The following is a 15,235-nucleotide window of genomic DNA, read 5'->3' on the forward strand; positions in this document are numbered from 1 at the left end:
TCAGTCGGCCTCATCCCGTTTGTTACCAAAAGATTTGGGCCAGTTTAGCGTATTGGGATGGGGCGCCTGAGCAAGCCAGCCCGCGATACTGCTGTGTGCAAAATGTTCGCCATCAGACGGCGTGCAAAATACACTCACCGGCTCACTTTCATAGTCAAATTCAAGGCCCCAGGCATGCAGATACAATCTGTCTGCGGGCGCAGCGCTGTATAGGGTATCGCCAACAATAGGGCTGCCCAGGCTTTTCATGGCCACGCGTATCTGATGGGTTTTGCCACTTAAGGGTTTTACCAGCATCAGACGGGGCGCATCGGTAAAGCCATAACTAAAAAACTGGCTCACAGCAGGGTTATGCTGCGACTTTAACAGAATATGTTGACCGTTACGGCGGTTTTTCATATCGCCGGTTATGGTGCCCTGTTTCTTTTTGGGTTTCTTCTCTACCAGCGCCAGATAATATTTCTGTACCTGTCGGGTACGAAACAAGACTTCAAAGCGTGCCGCAGCCTGAGGGTTGCGCGCCAGAATTAAACAGCCGGAGGTGCCATCGTCGAGCCGATGAACCAGGTGTAAGTCTGTTTCTCCCAATGCTTCACAAACCTGTCGCACGATGCCGTGTTGGGCATCATGCATGGTAATTCCGGCAGATTTGTTAATGATGAAGAAATCGGGATGACTGAAAATGGCTTCAGTCATCAGGCATTAGCATCTTCTAGGATAGCCAGCGCTTTGTCATATTCCAGCGATGACACTGCATCGACTAATTCCTGCTGATGACTGCTATTGAGATCGAGCTTTGTCAGCCAGTTGTTGAGTTTTTCGTCGTTGATGTATTCGTGATGTTGTAGTGCCTGACTCAGCGCCTGATAGGTTTGCTGCTTTTCGTCTGATGGGGCCGCTTTAGCGCTTGCGGTCAGCTCAGAATCGTCTGGCAGTTCCTCAATTACCCGGATGGTTTCAGCCAGGCGGTGGATTAATTCTTTCAATGAGGACTGTTCGGGCTTGCCCAGTTTGAGTTCTTCATTGACCAGGCGGCTTGATTGATAGACTGCCGTGCAGCCAAGATTGCCCGACACGCCTTTTAAGGTGTGTACCAGGTTCTCAGCTTCTGTTATCTCCTGTTGGGCGAGCATGGTTTGCAAACAGGTATCCAAAGACTGATACTCAGCCGCAAACTTGCGCAACAGGCGATATAACAGGCTACGGTTGCCATTTAGCTGCCGTAATCCGAAGTCAAAATCTATTACCATTGGCTGTTCTTGCATAAGTTCCTGTAATCTCGATATATCTGTAAATACGAAAAAATGCCGACGAGGCTTTAACAGTAAACATTTACGTGTAATTATTGTTAAACTTGTCACGTAAACTTAACGTACCTTCGCAGATGGATGCGCCATCCACTAAATTCCGGAATGTTTAATGTTGTTCAGATTTATCCTGTTGGGTTTGATTGCCCATTTATTATATGGTTGCTCTCAGACATCCGATCTCTCACCGGCCAATACAAAAAGTGTAGCACAACCTGTTGCTATTGCTTATGAGAAATACCAATTAAAAAACGGACTTACCGTTATTCTACACGAAGACCACTCTGATCCGCTGGTGCATGTGGATGTAACCTACCACGTGGGATCGGCCAGAGAAGAACCTGGTAAAACCGGCTTTGCTCACTTTTACGAGCACATGATGTTTCAGGGCTCTGCCAATGTGGCCGATGAACAGCATTTTAAGCTGATTACCGATGCCGGTGGCACGCTTAATGGTTCTACCAACCGTGACAGAACCAATTATTATCAGACCGTGCCAGCTAATCAGTTAGAGAAAGTACTCTGGCTGGAATCAGACCGGATGGGGTTTTTATTACCGGCTGTGACCCAGGAAAAGTTTGAGATCCAGCGCGAAACCGTTAAAAACGAACGGGCCGAGCGTATTGATAACCAGCCGTATGCCCGCCGCCACGAGCGAATTGGCGAGGTGCTGTATCCCGACGGACATCCGTATTCGTGGTTGACGATTGGCTACACTGAAGATCTCGACCGGGTTGATGTTGATGACCTTAAAGCGTTTTTTAAACGCTGGTACGGGCCCAACAATGCGGTGTTATCTATCGGTGGTGATATTAATGTCGCCCAGACTAAAGCTTGGATTGAAAAGTATTTTGGTGAGTTGCCGGCCGGCCCGGACGTTAAAGCTCAGTCGCCAGCGCCCGCATCGCTTAGCGAAAACAAATTCATCACCATGCAGGACAACGTGCATCTGCCGCTGGTGCAAATAGTCTTTCCCACCGTGTATGCACGGCACGAGGACGAAGCCGCGCTCGACGTGCTGGCCAGTATTCTGGGCAGTGGCAAGACATCGGTATTCTACGAACAGCTGGTAAAAACTGGCAAGGTGGTTCAGGCCGGTGTTTCTCATCCCTGTAGTGAACTCGCCTGCGAATTCAATCTGGTGGCCCTGGTGTCGCCGGAATCAGAACATTCACTGGCCATGATTTATAGCGAAATGGAAACCATACTGGCAGATTTTGAAAGCCGCCCTTTCGACGACGATGCGCTGGCCAGAGTTAAGGCGAATATTAAAGCGTCGACCATTTATGGGTTACAGAGTGTTAGCGGCAAGGTGTCAACCCTGGCTTATAACGAAACTTTTTTTGGCAAGCCTGATTTAATGAATGAGGATGTTAAGCGTTATAGCGAAGTCACTAAGGAAGACGTGTACCGGGTTTTCGATCGTTATATTAAAGGCCGGGCGGCGGTTGTTCTGAGTGTGGTACCTGACGGTCAGCCCGCTTTAGCGGTTAAGCCTGCCACGGTCAGTCAGCCCGAGCGCCAGGTGGTGGCAAATAAAGCCGAACAGCAGTTGAATACCAACGAAACACCATCGTCTGATTTTGACCGGAGCAAGATACCTGCAGCCGGTGAACCGCCGGTAGTGACTATTCCTAGTTTCTGGCAGCTCAAATTGCGTAATGGTATTCAGGTGCTTGGGGTCACAAACGATGAAACGCCCACGGTAACCATTACGTTGGATCTGGATGGCGGGATGTTACTGGATCCGGTGAATAAAGCCGGCTTATCGACATTTACGGCGCTGATGATGAACGAATCAACGTTAAATTATTCCAATGAGGATATGTCTAACGCGCTGGCAAAAATGGGCTCCTCTATCAGTTTTGCCAGCAACGGCCGCTACACTCAGGTCTTTATCTCGAGTCTGACAGAGCACTTAAATGAGACGCTGGCGCTACTGGAAGAGAAGCTGTTTAACCCGGCATTTAAAGCCGAGGATTTCGCCCGTATCAAACAGCAGTTGCTCGATAACATCAACGCTCAGAGCAAAGAGCCGGGCGCCATCATGGAACAGGTAAAAACTGCTGTGTTGTGGGGTGGTGAGAACCGTGTTGGGTTGCCGCCCGGCGGCACCGCAGAAAGCGTCTCCCGGATCACTTTGGACGATATTAAAACGTTTTACGAGCAATATTATGTGCCGGCAAAAGGCACCATCGTGGTGGTGGGAGATATGACTCCTGGCCAAATCACCACCTATTTTGACTTTATCAATACCTGGCAGGGAGATGACTATCAGATTGCCGATTACGGTGACTTTCCTGAGTACGACGGTCAGCAAATTGTGCTGGTGGACGTGCCCGGTGCTGCGCAGAGTCTGGTAAGAATGGTTGAGCGGGCGATGCCCTATGACGCTACCGGCGATTATTTTCGTGCCCAGCTGATGAACTTTCCGCTCGGGGATGATTTTAACAGCCGGATTAACCTTAACCTGCGCGAAGATAAAGGCTACACCTACGGCGCCTTCTCAGCGTTTAATGGCGGTAAAACCCTGGGGTGGTTCGAGGCCGGTGCCGATCTGAAACAAGAGTTCACCGCGGCTGGTATCATGGAACTGCTGGGTGAAATCAATCATTATCAGCAGCGCGGTATCACGGATGCTGAGCTTAGTTACATGCAAAATGCCTTTACCCTGAGTGAAGCATTAGAATACGAAACGCCGCTGGATAAGGCCTCTTTCTTACGCCGCCTGCTGGCCTACGACCTACCGGTTAATTATAAAAAAGCACAAAAAGCTATATTGCTGAACATCAGCAAAGCTGAAATTGATGCCGTAGCCGCTAAGGCTTTGCATCCGGAGTTATTGCAAATTGTTGTTGTAGGAGACAAAAATGTGATCCTGCCCCAGCTTGAAACCCTTGGTATTGCGATTAAAGAAGTGCGTCCTGCAGGCCTGCAATAACAGTGATTTTGGGGGTAAACCGGGGCAGGAGCGCCATAAATTAACCACTTTGTGCTGTGAATTATGCTTGGGTCGATATAAATATTTGATATTATACGGCCCACAGCTAACCGTCTTGCAACCAATGTAAGTCGCAACCGACATTATGGAATCGACATTGCGCCAACTGACTCACGACCTTTCTTACGATTTTGAGGCCCTTAAATCATCTTCAGCGTTTTCTGCACTCAGTGCCATTAAACGCGGGGTTGAACGCGAGTGCTTGCGGATAAATCCAACCGGCATGCTGGCAATGACGCCGCATCCAAAGGCGCTTGGAGCAGCTCTTACTCATGAGAGTATCACTACCGATTACTCTGAATCGCTGCTTGAATTTATTACTCCGCCTGAGTCTGACGTTAATACCACGCTGGCGCAGTTAGAGGACGTGCACAAATTCACCATCGATAATATTGGTGATGAGCGCTTGTGGCCGCTGAGCATGCCTTGCTTTATTGAAAATGCGCAGGATATCCCTATCGCTTACTTTGGCGAGTCTAATGTTGGCAAAATGAAAAAAGCCTATCGGACGGGGTTACGTAACCGCTACGGTAGCATGATGCAGGTGATTTCCGGGGTGCACTTTAACTTTTCTGTACCCGATACATTCTGGCAGCACCTGGCCACCCAGAAAGGCGTGCAAGCTTCCCAGGAATGGGTGTCTGAACAATATTTTGCTCTGATCAGAAATTACCGCCGCAGTTGTTGGTTAATTCCGTATTTATTTGGCGCTTCTCCGGCGTTGTGTAAGTCTTTTGTTGAAGGGCGTGAACACGGTCTGGACTTTAAACAGCTGGGGCGCGGCACGTTATATTTACCTTATGCTACGTCATTACGCATGAGCGGGTTGGGTTACACCAGCAATGAGCAGTCTTCTCTGCGTATTTGTTACAACTCAATCGATACCTACGTGCGCTTGTTGCGGGAAGCGATGTATTCGCCATCAAAGAATTACGCAGGTTTTGCCGCCGGCGAGGGCGGTGATTATCAACAGCTCAGTAAAAATGTACTGCAAATTGAAAACGAGTTTTACTCGCCAATCCGGCCCAAACAGCCCACCGCATCCGGTGAAAAGCCCACTGACGCGCTGGCACTGCGAGGCGTAAGTTACATTGAGATCCGGGCGCTGGATGTGAATCCGTTTAGTCCGGTTGGCATCGATAAAGAGCAAATGCATTTCCTGGATGTATTCCTGATGGCATGCCTGCTCACCGAGAGCCCTAAGTTTGATGCTGAACGCTACAAAGAAACCGAGGTTAATCTTAACCGGGTAGTGCTTGAAGGGCGCAAGCCAGGCTTAACCTTGCTGCAAAATGAGCAGGAAGTTGCCATGCGTGACTGGGCTGAAGCCTTATTTGCCCGGTATGCCGAAGTAGCAGCCATCATGGACGAAAACTATGATGACAATCGTTACAGCGAAGCGGTTAAACGTGAATGGTTAAAAGTGCAAGATCCAGACTTAACCTTCTCAGGGCGCTGGCTGAATAAATTACTGGCAGAGGGTGACAACGCGGTAGTGGGTCGTGAATTGGCCGAAACCTATCGTCGGCAAATTGGTGATTTTAACTACCACTTTAAATCGGCAGAAGATTTTGTTGCTGAAGCCGAGCGCTCTTTTGCCGCTCAGCGTGAGATTGAAGCCAGTGATAATCTGTCTTTCAGCGAGTTTATCACCGATTACTTTGCCCGGGAGCCAGCCAAAAAAAATGCCTGACACGGGTCAGGCATAAGAATTTGTTCCAGGGAAACACACTTTCGGAACATTAATTTGGACAGCATATGTACAAAAAGTTCAAACAAATTTGTATCTTTTTTTCCGGCTGGGTGATTTTCTTACCAATGGTGATCACAGGTTGTGCCACCACGCCACCAAAAGATACCAGCAATCTTTGTGAGATCTTTTACGAAAAGGAAGACTGGTACGACGCGGCGGCCGACATGCGTGATAAATGGGGCGTACCCATCCACGTACCCATGGCCATGATGTACCAGGAAAGTTCTTTTCGTCACGATGCGCTGCCGCCCCGCGATTACATTCTCTTCGGACTCATTCCCTGGGGCAGGGTGAGTTCGGCTTACGGCTATTCTCAGGCCAAAACGCCCACCTGGAGCGACTACATTCGCGAAACCGGGAATTCTGGCGCTGACCGCGATGATTTTGAAGATGCGATAGATTTCATGGGCTGGTTTATCAGTAAAACCCATAAAGTGAATGGTGTCTCAAAATGGGATGCCTACGCGCAATACCTTAATTATCATGAAGGGTGGGGAGGCTACCGGCGCAAGACCTATCTCAGGAAGGGGTGGTTGGTACAAGTCTCGCAGCGCGTTAAAGGCCGTTCACTGCGCTATGCTACGCAATTAAAAACCTGCGAAGAAGATCTCCAGAAAAGCTGGTTTTTCAAGTTATTTGATTAACGTCTTAATGGCGGCACGAAGCCCCCGGCTGGAAAAAAAGCAGGCGGGCAAAGTGCCCGCCTGCCAGAAGTGGGATTCCGTCCAAGACCGTAAAATTTCCGGAAACCCAACAGGCATATTTACTTTAATCTAAATGATAACTATTATCAATAAAAGTTTTGAAAACCCTGTATATTAGGTTAGCCGCATTCTTTTGATCCAGGTCATGCTTTGCGCCAGATGGCTATTTTGATATTGATTTGGATCAGCGTTTTTTCTGCCTCTCAGGCGCACACTATCACCATAGAAACAGCAAATAAAAAGGTGATTGTTATGTGGTCAATGTTATTAAAAGATCCGGTTGTATGGGGCTCATTACTTGGCATTTTTATCGTATGCGCAATGATGGTGTATTACACTTACTTGTTTATCCACAACAGCGGTGATGACCATAAGTAAACCGCAAATGGCTGAAGCCTGAATGTGATTAGCGTTTTTTGTTAAACGGTGACTCGACTTCCAGCAGTACCAGCAAGGCACCCTGCCCACCGTATTCCAGTGGTGCCTGATGGAAGGCCATCACTCTGGGATGTTGAATAAGGTAATGGGGCAACGCCTGTTTGAGAACGCCTGAACCTACGCCGTGAACGATACACACACAGTCAACATGCTCCTGCCAGGCTGTGTGCAGTAAAGCGGCTAATTCATGTTTAGCTTGTGCTTTGGTCAGGCCGTGTAAATCAAGAATGTAATCCGGGCTGTAATCGCCCCGGCGCAACTGTTTAAGCTCATAGCCCGGCACATCCTGTCGGCAGTAGCGGAGTGCGCCTTCTGGCGGAATAAAGCCTTCAAAGGCGTCAGAAAACTCAAAGCTGGCTCTGGCCTGCCGGTGAATTTTTTGCCGGCGACGAATTTTCACTTCCGGACGGGTCGTCTCCGGCACATAAGTATCCTGCTTTAGAGGCGCTACGCCTTTAATTTCTTGTCGAAATAACGCCATATCATCACTGTCTTCGGTGTCCTGTTGAGCTGGGACAGGGGGAAATTGCGACTTAAATTTCACAGGCCAGGTTTCCTAATCTTCATTACGGATGATTTTGCATTAAATTAAGCATGTCCGAAGCGGACAACATTATGTATCATACCAGCTTTATAAATTCAGGACATTGTAGCCCGTATGACCGACAAGTTTTACCTCGACGAAGCCATTGCTGATCTGCACTCCATTTTAGACATGGTGCGCTGGGCGGTCAGTCGGTTTAATGATGCAGAACTGTTTTACGGTCATGGTACCGACAATGCCTGGGATGAGGCGGTGAGCCTGGTGTTTTATGCACTGCATTTACCTCACACATTAACCTCTCAAACCGGTGACGGAGTGTTTGCAGCGAGGCTGACCAAAAGTGAGCGCAGTAAGGTCGCCGAGTTGGTACTGCAACGAGTGCAAACCCGTTTACCTCTGCCTTACATCACGCATGAAGCCTGGTTCTGCGAACTGCCGTTTTATGTGGATGAGCGGGTACTGATCCCACGCTCGCCGTTTGCCGAACTGATCCAGGGCAAATTTGTGCCATATCTTAGCAACACTCCAACCCGAATTCTGGATATGTGTACCGGCGGCGGTTGTATAGCCATTGCATTGGCTTACGCGTTCGATGAGGCCCAGGTTGATGCGGTGGACATCAGTGCCGATGCTCTGGCCGTGGCAGAACTGAATATAGGAGAACACGGACTGAGTGAACGGGTTTTCCCTTTGTACTCTGATTTGTTCAGTCAGCTCGAAGGACAAAAATACGACTTAATCGTATCGAATCCCCCTTATGTGGATGCTGAGGATATGGCCGACTTGCCGGTGGAATTTCAGCACGAACCCGAACTGGCGCTGGCTGCTGGCGAGGATGGCCTCGATTTAGTGGAGACCATGATTGCCCGGGCCGCGGATTATCTTACCGAGCAGGGCGTCATGTTTGTTGAAGTCGGCAACAGCCTGGTGCATATGGCAGCAAGGTTCCCGGGACTGGATATTGAGTGGGTCGAACTGGCACAGGGTGGCCATGGTATATTCGCTGTAACCAAAGCAGCATTAGACAGTTACAACCAACAGGATAAATAAAAGAGATGGCGGGTAATACTTTCGGTAAAATATTTACGGTATCCACCTTTGGTGAGAGTCACGGCATTGCTCTGGGCGGTGTGGTAGATGGTTGTCCTCCGGGACTGGAACTGACCGAAGAAGATTTACAGGTAGATTTAGACCGTCGTAAACCAGGTACATCACGCTATACCACAGCCCGTCGCGAAGACGACGAAGTGCAAATTTTATCTGGCGTGTTTGAAGGCAAAACCACCGGTACCAGTATAGGCCTGCTGATTAAGAATAAAGATCAGCGCAGTCAGGATTATTCTAATATCGCCAACCGCTTCCGTCCTGGTCATGCCGATTATACCTACCAGCAAAAGTACGGGTTGCGCGATTATCGCGGCGGCGGTCGCTCCTCGGCGCGTGAAACGGCCATTCGTGTTGCTGCAGGCGGTATTGCTAAAAAATACCTCGAGCAGGTTCATGGGGTTAAAATTCATGGTTTTCTGTCGCAGTTAGGGCCGGTTGCTATCGATACGGTTGACTACAGCATTATTAACGAAAACCCGTTTTTCTGTCCGGATGCGTCGAAGCTGGAAGCGCTGGATGAATACATGCGCGACCTGAAAAAGTCCGGCGATTCAATCGGCGCGAAAGTGTCTGTGGTTGCCACTAATATGCCGGTAGGCCTCGGTGAGCCGGTATTTGACCGTCTCGATGCTGATATTGCCGGTGCCATGATGGGCATTAATGCGGTTAAAGGCGTGGAAGTGGGTGATGGTTTTGATGTAGTGACCCAAAAGGGCAGTGAACATCGTGACACACTAACACCCGACGGCTTTGCGTCTAATCACTCAGGCGGTGTGTTAGGCGGCATTTCAACGGGGCAGGATCTGGTAGTACACATGGCACTTAAGCCCACCTCCAGTATCTCAGTACCCGGCGAAACCATTGATACCAAGGGTAATGCCATTGATATCGTTACCAAGGGGCGTCACGATCCTTGCGTAGGTATTCGTGCAGTACCTATCGCCGAAGCCATGTTGGCGCTGGTGTTAATGGACCATTGCCTGCGTCATCGCGCACAAAATGCGGCGGTTCATTGCACTACGCCGATTATTTCGGGTTCAGCCAAATAAGATGCTGAACCTGATATTCAAGTAATGGCGGCGTCTTCCAGCCGCTTTGCTATTATAGCGCTCAGCCTTACCTATGCTCTGTACTTTGGTCAGTTAGGGGTAATTACCCCTTATCTTGGCATCTTCCTTGATGGGCGCGGTTTCACGTCGGTAGAGATTGGCGAGTTGTTTGCGGTGATTACCCTGGCACGCATTATCGGCCCTTCGCTGTGGGCAGGCGTTGCCGATCGTACCGGTAAAATCCTGTTTATTCTAAGACTCGGCAGCGGTTTAACCGTACTGAGTTTTATTGGTGTGTTCTGGGCTTACTCGTTCTGGTATTTAACGCTCGTCATGGGCCTGATGATGATGTTCTGGACAGCGGTGTTGCCGCAGCTCGAAGTACTCACCCTGCAAACTATCGAAGGCGACTCTAAACGTTACGGTCGTATTCGTTTGTGGGGCAGTATTGGCTTTATTGTACTGACCGTTTTGGTTGGACAGGCACTCGACTTTTTTTCTACTGACGCGCCAATTTATGCATCGATGCTGGTGTTAATCGGTCTGTTTATCAGCAGCCTTACGCTTACCCAGCCGCAAAACCTTAAACCGAAAGCCGCTGTTGCGGTGCGGATCATGCCTTTTTTGCGGGATAAAGTGGCACTGTTGTTTCTGCTGTCCAATGCCTTACTACAATTAAGTTTTGGCGCGTACTACGGTTTTTTTGCACTGTATATGCGGGATTTGGGGTATTCCGGCATGCAAACCGGTTTGCTGATCGCATTGGGAGTAACGGTAGAGGTTGGCATTTTCCTGGTGGCCCAGCGGTTGATATCCCGTTTTGGTGTGTGGCGTTTAATGGTGTTCTGTTTGCTCGCCACTGGCCTTCGCTGGCTGGTTCTGGGCACCCTGGCAGACATGTTCTGGCTGGTTTTTTTCAGTCAGTTTATCCATGCTTTAAGCTTTGGGTTGAATCACTCTACGTCGATGCATTTTATCCATCATTATTTTCCAACCCAGATCCATGGCCGTATACAGGCCGCTTATATCAGTCTGGCCTTTGGACTGGGAGGTGCCATCGGCAATTATGTCGCAGGGTTGTTGTGGCAGCAAGGCGCCGGCTCCATGCTGACGTTCTCCGCAGCTGGCGCCTGTGCCGCCGCAGGTGGATTGGTATTATTGCTTGTTACACCGCAGCAGATGGATAAGCGACGGGAGCGATCAAGGGGTCAGGTTCTTTGAAAATACTTTCTCATAGTGAGGTAAGCCTTTAGTTTACCGCAAATAAAGAACAGACCTGTTGACCAGTATAATTTGGTAGATTTTCACATAAGATTTAAGCCAGTTTGTTTTCAGGGAGAATTAAAATTGGCTCGTCGTCCGAGGGTATTGGTTCCCAATATGCCTGTACACGTTGTTCAGCGAGGAAACAATAGACAAGCGTGTTTTTTTCAGGCTGCAGATTATGCGGTTTACCTTAAAAAGCTTAAAGAGTGTGCATACAAATTTAATGTGCGGATACATTGTTTTGTCTTAATGACAAACTATGTTCATTTACTTTTGCAAGCATCAGACTATGAGGGCATTAGTTATGTTATGCAGAGTTTAGGGCGCTATTATGTTCGCTATATCAACACCACTTACAATCGAACTGGCACGCTTTGGGAAGGTAGGTTTAAATCAAGTTTGGTGAATTCTGACGAGTACCTACTACAGGTTTACCAATATATTGAATTAAATCCGGTCAGAGCAAAAATGGTAGATCACCCAAAAGACTACGTATGGAGTAGCTATCATGCAAACGGAGGCAATAAAAATATTGCCATGCTAGAGCCTCACCCTCTCTATTTATCCCTCGGCAATGACTCCGCGAGTCGAAAACTGGCTTATAACCGTCTTCTCGACAACTCGTTATCAAATGAGATAGTGAACAAGATAAGATTATCAATAAATAAGTCCAGGGTGCTGGGCGATGATAAATTTGTAAAGCAGATATCCGAACAACTTGAGCGCTTTGTCGGATATCTTGAACACGGAGGGGATAGACGCTCTGAAGAGTTTAAGGAATGGTTTCAAAGAATCTGACCCCTTGATCTCAGTGCGCGGCCTTAAACGCTATTCATAATCGTCACGTCCCGTTGGGTATTGCTTCTCCCACTCTTTACCATTGGTCTGCCTTATCTCAATGCTGTTGACGCTCGCTTCATCCAGGCATCTGACATTCACGCTGTAGCCATCCGGGTGGGAGCGAGGGATATAAAACGGTTTAATCCCACAGATTTTACAGAATAAATGCCTGGCGGTATGAGTATTAAAGGTATAAGTGGTTAAGCACTGCTCGCCTTGCAAAAGTACAAAATGGTCCGCCGGAACAATGAGATGCAGATACCCGGACTTACTGCATATTGAACAGTTGCACTCATTGACTTTCAGATCCGTCGGGGCGCTTACGGCAAACTTTATCGCGCCACAGTGACAACTCCCGGCATGTTCTACCATTTTTCAATCCTAATTATCTTCATTCCCTTGGCTGATAATGACTGTAAAAGCACTTACTGACGGATACAGCGGGCTATCACAGCAGGCTCGCCATCATCCTGTATCTGTTCGAGTTTAACGTCGAATTTCCACAACCTGTGCAGGTGGCGCATGACTTCGTCTTTACTGTCGGCCAGTGGAATACCGTTTTGCGGTACATACCTTAATGTTAAAGAGCGATCGCCACGTACATCCACGTTATATACCTGAATGTTAGGTTCTAGGTTACTCAGGTTATACTGGGCGGAGAGCTTTTCCCGGATGGCCCGGTAACCGCGCTCGTCGTGAATAGCCGATACGCTCACATAGGGTTTATCAGCATCATCTTCCACCGCAAACAGTTTAAAGTCGCGCATCAACTTGGGTGACAAAAACTGGCTGATAAAGCTTTCATCCTTAAAATTATGCATAGCAAAATGCACGGTTTCCAACCAGTCCTTACCAACAATGTCCGGAAACCAGTAGCGGTCTTCCTCGGTAGGCGCCTGGCAAATTCGTTTGATATCCATAAACATATTGAAGCCCAGCGCATAAGGGTTGATACCGCTGTAATACGGACTGTTGTAGTCGGGCTGGGTGACCACACTGGTATGACTGTGCAGGAATTCCAACATAAACCGGTCGGTCACCAGCCCCTCATCATAAAGCTTGTTTAAAATATGGTAATGCCAGAAACACGCCCAGCCCTCGTTCATTACCTGGGTTTGTTTTTGCGGATAAAAGTACTGGGACACCTTGCGCACTATGCGCACAATTTCACGTTGCCAGGGCTCCAGTAAAGGGGCATTTTTTTCTATGAAATAAAGCAGGTTTTCCTGAGGTTCCGCCGGGAAGCGCATTGCTTTGGGCTGATTTTTTTCTTTGCTGTCGGGGAGGGTGCGCCAAAGTTCATTCACCTGCGACTGCAAATATTTTGCCCGTTGTTTCTGGCGGCTCTTTTCCTCCTGAAGCGATAACTTCTGCGGGCGTTTGTAACGGTCTACACCAAAATTCATCAGCGCGTGGCAGGAGTCCAGAGTTTGCTCGACTTCCTCGTAACCGTATTTTTGTTCGCATTTGGCAATGTAATTTTTGGCAAACACCAGATAATCGATAATTGAACTGGCATCGGTCCAGGTTTGAAACAGGTAATTGCCTTTAAAAAAGGAATTGTGCCCGTAACAGGCATGAGCCATTACCAGTGCCTGCATGGTAATGGTATTTTCTTCCATCAGGTAAGCAATACACGGATTGGAGTTAATCACTATTTCGTAGGCCAGGCCCATCTGGCCGCGGCGGTATTGCTGCTCGTTCTGAATGAATTTTTTGCCAAATGACCAGTGGGTATAATTGATTGGCATACCAATGCTGGCATAGGCATCCATCATTTGCTCGGCGGTGATCACCTCAATTTGGTTTGGATAGATGTCGAGTTTGTAGTCTTTGGCAATCCGGTCTATTTCATTTTCGTACTGGGCCAGCATGTCGAAGGTCCAGTCGGGCCCGTCGCTGAGTGTTTTCTTTACTTCTGCTACTTCAGCCGTCATTAGCTTCCTCCGCTGGTTTCACTGGTTTTTTCAAACAGTTCACGGAATACAGGATAGATATCGCTGACCGAGATGATATGTTTGCAAACAAAGTTACTGCAGGCTTCCTCCACGCTTTGGTATTCCCGCCACAGGCTCTGGTGCTGGCGTTCGGTAATTTCGATGTAAGCGAAATAGCGCGTTACCGGCAGCAGTTTTTTCATCAGAAGTTCGCGGCACTGAGGCGAGTCGTCGGCCCAGTTATCACCGTCGGAGGCCTGCGCCGCATAGATGTTCCAGTCGCTTTCCTGATAGCGTTCGGCAATAATTTCGTCCATCAGTTTAAGCGCGCTGGATACAATGGTACCGCCGGTTTCCTGTGAGTAGAAAAACTCCTGCTCATCGACCTCTTTGGCCTGAGTATGATGGCGAATGTATACCACCTCGACGTTTTTATAGGTCCGGCTTAAAAACAAATAGAGCAGGATATAAAAGCGCTTGGCCATGTCTTTGGTGGCCTGATCCATCGAGCCGGAGACATCCATCAGGCAAAACATCACTGCCTTGCTGGTGGGCACGGGCTTTTTGGCGTAGTTTTTAAAGCGTAAATCAAAGGTGTCAATAAACGGAACACCAGCAATTTTAGCTTTTAACGCGCCAATGGTTTTTTCCAGTTCAATAATAGCCACGGTGTTATCGTGCTTATCGGCTTTAAGCTTCTCAAGCTCCTCTTCGGCTTCGCGCAACTTGCGTCGGTCTGCCGCAGTCAGGGCTACCCGTCTTGCCATCGAGCCTTTAAGCGAGCGCACGATGTCCAGGTTGGTAGGCACCCCGTCGGTTTGATAACCCGCCCGGTAAGTCTCGTATTGCACTACCTGATCGAACTGGCTGTTTTTCAGGTTGGGCAGGGCCAAATCTTCAAACAGTAAGTCGAGGTATTCGTCTTTGGATATGGAGAAGGTAAAGTCATCTTCACCTTCGCCACTATTACCGGCATCGCCCTGACCTGAGCCCTGGCCGCCCTGAGGCGGCGGACGGTCGATGCGGTCACCGGCGGTAAACTGATCGTTGCCCGGGTGAACAACGGTGCGTTTGCCACCTTTCCCGGTGTGAAATAATGGTTCGGAGATGTCCTGTTTGGGTATGCTGATATGTTCGCCAGATTCGACGTCGGTCACCGAACGTTGACCGACGGCATCTGACACAGCGCGTTTGATTTGTTGCTTATATCGTTTTAAAAACCGCTGACGGTTAAGGGTGCTTTTCCCTTTGCTATTTAACCTGCGGTCTATGAAATGTGCCATACAACC

14 protein-coding genes are annotated in these 15,235 nt (G+C 48.6%); 8 read left to right on the top strand and 6 right to left on the bottom strand.

Annotation, left to right across the window (positions count from 1 at the left end):
• Positions 1-696, bottom strand: coding sequence for a TIGR01621 family pseudouridine synthase (locus AC566Q_RS08585; protein WP_499615780.1), 696 nt, complete (start codon positions 694-696; stop codon positions 1-3).
• The gene (locus AC566Q_RS08590; protein WP_499615783.1) at positions 696-1,265 is read right to left on the bottom strand and encodes an Hpt domain-containing protein; all 570 of its coding nucleotides are present in this window, start codon (positions 1,263-1,265) and stop codon (positions 696-698) included. Before AC566Q_RS08590 ends, AC566Q_RS08585 begins: the two co-directional genes overlap by 1 nt.
• A gap of 154 nt (positions 1,266-1,419) precedes the next feature.
• Here AC566Q_RS08590 and AC566Q_RS08595 point away from each other — a divergent pair, with 154 nt between their 5' ends.
• From AC566Q_RS08595 to AC566Q_RS08610, 4 genes are all read left to right on the top strand, one after another.
• Positions 1,420-4,248, top strand: coding sequence for a M16 family metallopeptidase (locus AC566Q_RS08595; RefSeq protein WP_499615786.1), 2,829 nt, complete (start codon positions 1,420-1,422; stop codon positions 4,246-4,248).
• A 145-nt stretch (positions 4,249-4,393) separates the two neighbouring features.
• Positions 4,394-6,001, top strand: coding sequence for a glutamate--cysteine ligase (gene gshA / locus AC566Q_RS08600; protein ID WP_499615789.1), 1,608 nt, complete (start codon positions 4,394-4,396; stop codon positions 5,999-6,001).
• Positions 6,002-6,066: 65 nt separating this feature from the next.
• Positions 6,067-6,705: a transglycosylase SLT domain-containing protein gene (locus AC566Q_RS08605; protein ID WP_499615792.1), complete on the top strand. Its 639-nt coding sequence runs from the start codon at positions 6,067-6,069 to the stop codon at positions 6,703-6,705.
• A gap of 312 nt (positions 6,706-7,017) precedes the next feature.
• Positions 7,018-7,143 (top strand): DUF3149 domain-containing protein, encoded by a 126-nt coding sequence (locus tag AC566Q_RS08610; RefSeq protein ID WP_489807898.1) that lies wholly within the window; start codon positions 7,018-7,020, stop codon positions 7,141-7,143.
• A gap of 28 nt (positions 7,144-7,171) precedes the next feature.
• Here the strand turns inward: AC566Q_RS08610 and smrB are convergent, their stop codons facing one another.
• Positions 7,172-7,747: an endonuclease SmrB gene (gene smrB, locus AC566Q_RS08615; RefSeq protein WP_499615796.1), complete on the bottom strand. Its 576-nt coding sequence runs from the start codon at positions 7,745-7,747 to the stop codon at positions 7,172-7,174.
• 114 nt (positions 7,748-7,861) lie between these two features.
• On the opposite strand from smrB, the gene prmB reads away from it, so the two are divergent.
• The 4 genes from prmB (at position 7,862) to AC566Q_RS08635 (ending at position 11,967) form a co-directional block, all read left to right on the top strand.
• Complete coding sequence (gene prmB, locus AC566Q_RS08620) at positions 7,862-8,797, top strand: 50S ribosomal protein L3 N(5)-glutamine methyltransferase (protein WP_499615799.1); 936 nt, start codon at positions 7,862-7,864, stop codon at positions 8,795-8,797.
• Between the two features lie 5 nt (positions 8,798-8,802).
• Positions 8,803-9,903 carry a chorismate synthase gene (gene aroC / locus AC566Q_RS08625; protein ID WP_499615802.1) on the top strand — a complete coding sequence of 367 codons (1,101 nt, stop codon included), beginning with the start codon at positions 8,803-8,805 and terminating at the stop codon, positions 9,901-9,903.
• A 24-nt stretch (positions 9,904-9,927) separates the two neighbouring features.
• Positions 9,928-11,124, top strand: a complete 1,197-nt coding sequence (locus AC566Q_RS08630) for an MFS transporter (RefSeq protein ID WP_499615804.1) — start codon at positions 9,928-9,930, stop codon at positions 11,122-11,124.
• 126 nt (positions 11,125-11,250) lie between these two features.
• Positions 11,251-11,967, top strand: a complete 717-nt coding sequence (locus AC566Q_RS08635; protein WP_499615807.1) for a transposase — start codon at positions 11,251-11,253, stop codon at positions 11,965-11,967.
• 30 nt (positions 11,968-11,997) lie between these two features.
• Here the strand turns inward: AC566Q_RS08635 and AC566Q_RS08640 are convergent, their stop codons facing one another.
• Genes AC566Q_RS08640 through AC566Q_RS08650 form a run of 3 tightly spaced genes read right to left on the bottom strand, consistent with a single transcriptional unit; the run spans position 11,998 to position 15,229 of the window.
• A complete protein-coding gene (locus tag AC566Q_RS08640) occupies positions 11,998-12,381 on the bottom strand; it encodes a GFA family protein (protein ID WP_499615810.1) in 384 nt (127 codons plus the stop codon).
• Between the two features lie 53 nt (positions 12,382-12,434).
• Positions 12,435-13,946, bottom strand: coding sequence for a SpoVR family protein (locus tag AC566Q_RS08645; protein ID WP_499615813.1), 1,512 nt, complete (start codon positions 13,944-13,946; stop codon positions 12,435-12,437).
• Complete coding sequence (locus AC566Q_RS08650; RefSeq protein ID WP_499615816.1) at positions 13,946-15,229, bottom strand: YeaH/YhbH family protein; 1,284 nt, start codon at positions 15,227-15,229, stop codon at positions 13,946-13,948. The genes AC566Q_RS08645 and AC566Q_RS08650 overlap by 1 nt, the downstream gene beginning before the upstream one ends.
• Between the last annotated feature and the right edge of the window lie 6 nt (positions 15,230-15,235).

The organism is Alteromonas sp. H02, assembly GCF_059682525.1.

Coding starts and splice junctions, on each gene's coding strand:
- AC566Q_RS08640 (WP_499615810.1), bottom strand. CDS start 12,381: ATGGTAGAACATGCCGGGAGTTGTCACTGTGGCGCGATAAAGTTTGCC.
- AC566Q_RS08595 (WP_499615786.1), top strand. CDS start 1,420: ATGTTGTTCAGATTTATCCTGTTGGGTTTGATTGCCCATTTATTATAT.
- AC566Q_RS08605 (WP_499615792.1), top strand. CDS start 6,067: ATGTACAAAAAGTTCAAACAAATTTGTATCTTTTTTTCCGGCTGGGTG.
- gshA (WP_499615789.1), top strand. CDS start 4,394: ATGGAATCGACATTGCGCCAACTGACTCACGACCTTTCTTACGATTTT.
- aroC (WP_499615802.1), top strand. CDS start 8,803: ATGGCGGGTAATACTTTCGGTAAAATATTTACGGTATCCACCTTTGGT.
- AC566Q_RS08585 (WP_499615780.1), bottom strand. CDS start 696: ATGACTGAAGCCATTTTCAGTCATCCCGATTTCTTCATCATTAACAAA.
- AC566Q_RS08630 (WP_499615804.1), top strand. CDS start 9,928: ATGGCGGCGTCTTCCAGCCGCTTTGCTATTATAGCGCTCAGCCTTACC.
- AC566Q_RS08650 (WP_499615816.1), bottom strand. CDS start 15,229: ATGGCACATTTCATAGACCGCAGGTTAAATAGCAAAGGGAAAAGCACC.
- prmB (WP_499615799.1), top strand. CDS start 7,862: ATGACCGACAAGTTTTACCTCGACGAAGCCATTGCTGATCTGCACTCC.
- AC566Q_RS08590 (WP_499615783.1), bottom strand. CDS start 1,265: ATGCAAGAACAGCCAATGGTAATAGATTTTGACTTCGGATTACGGCAG.
- AC566Q_RS08610 (WP_489807898.1), top strand. CDS start 7,018: ATGTGGTCAATGTTATTAAAAGATCCGGTTGTATGGGGCTCATTACTT.
- AC566Q_RS08645 (WP_499615813.1), bottom strand. CDS start 13,946: ATGACGGCTGAAGTAGCAGAAGTAAAGAAAACACTCAGCGACGGGCCC.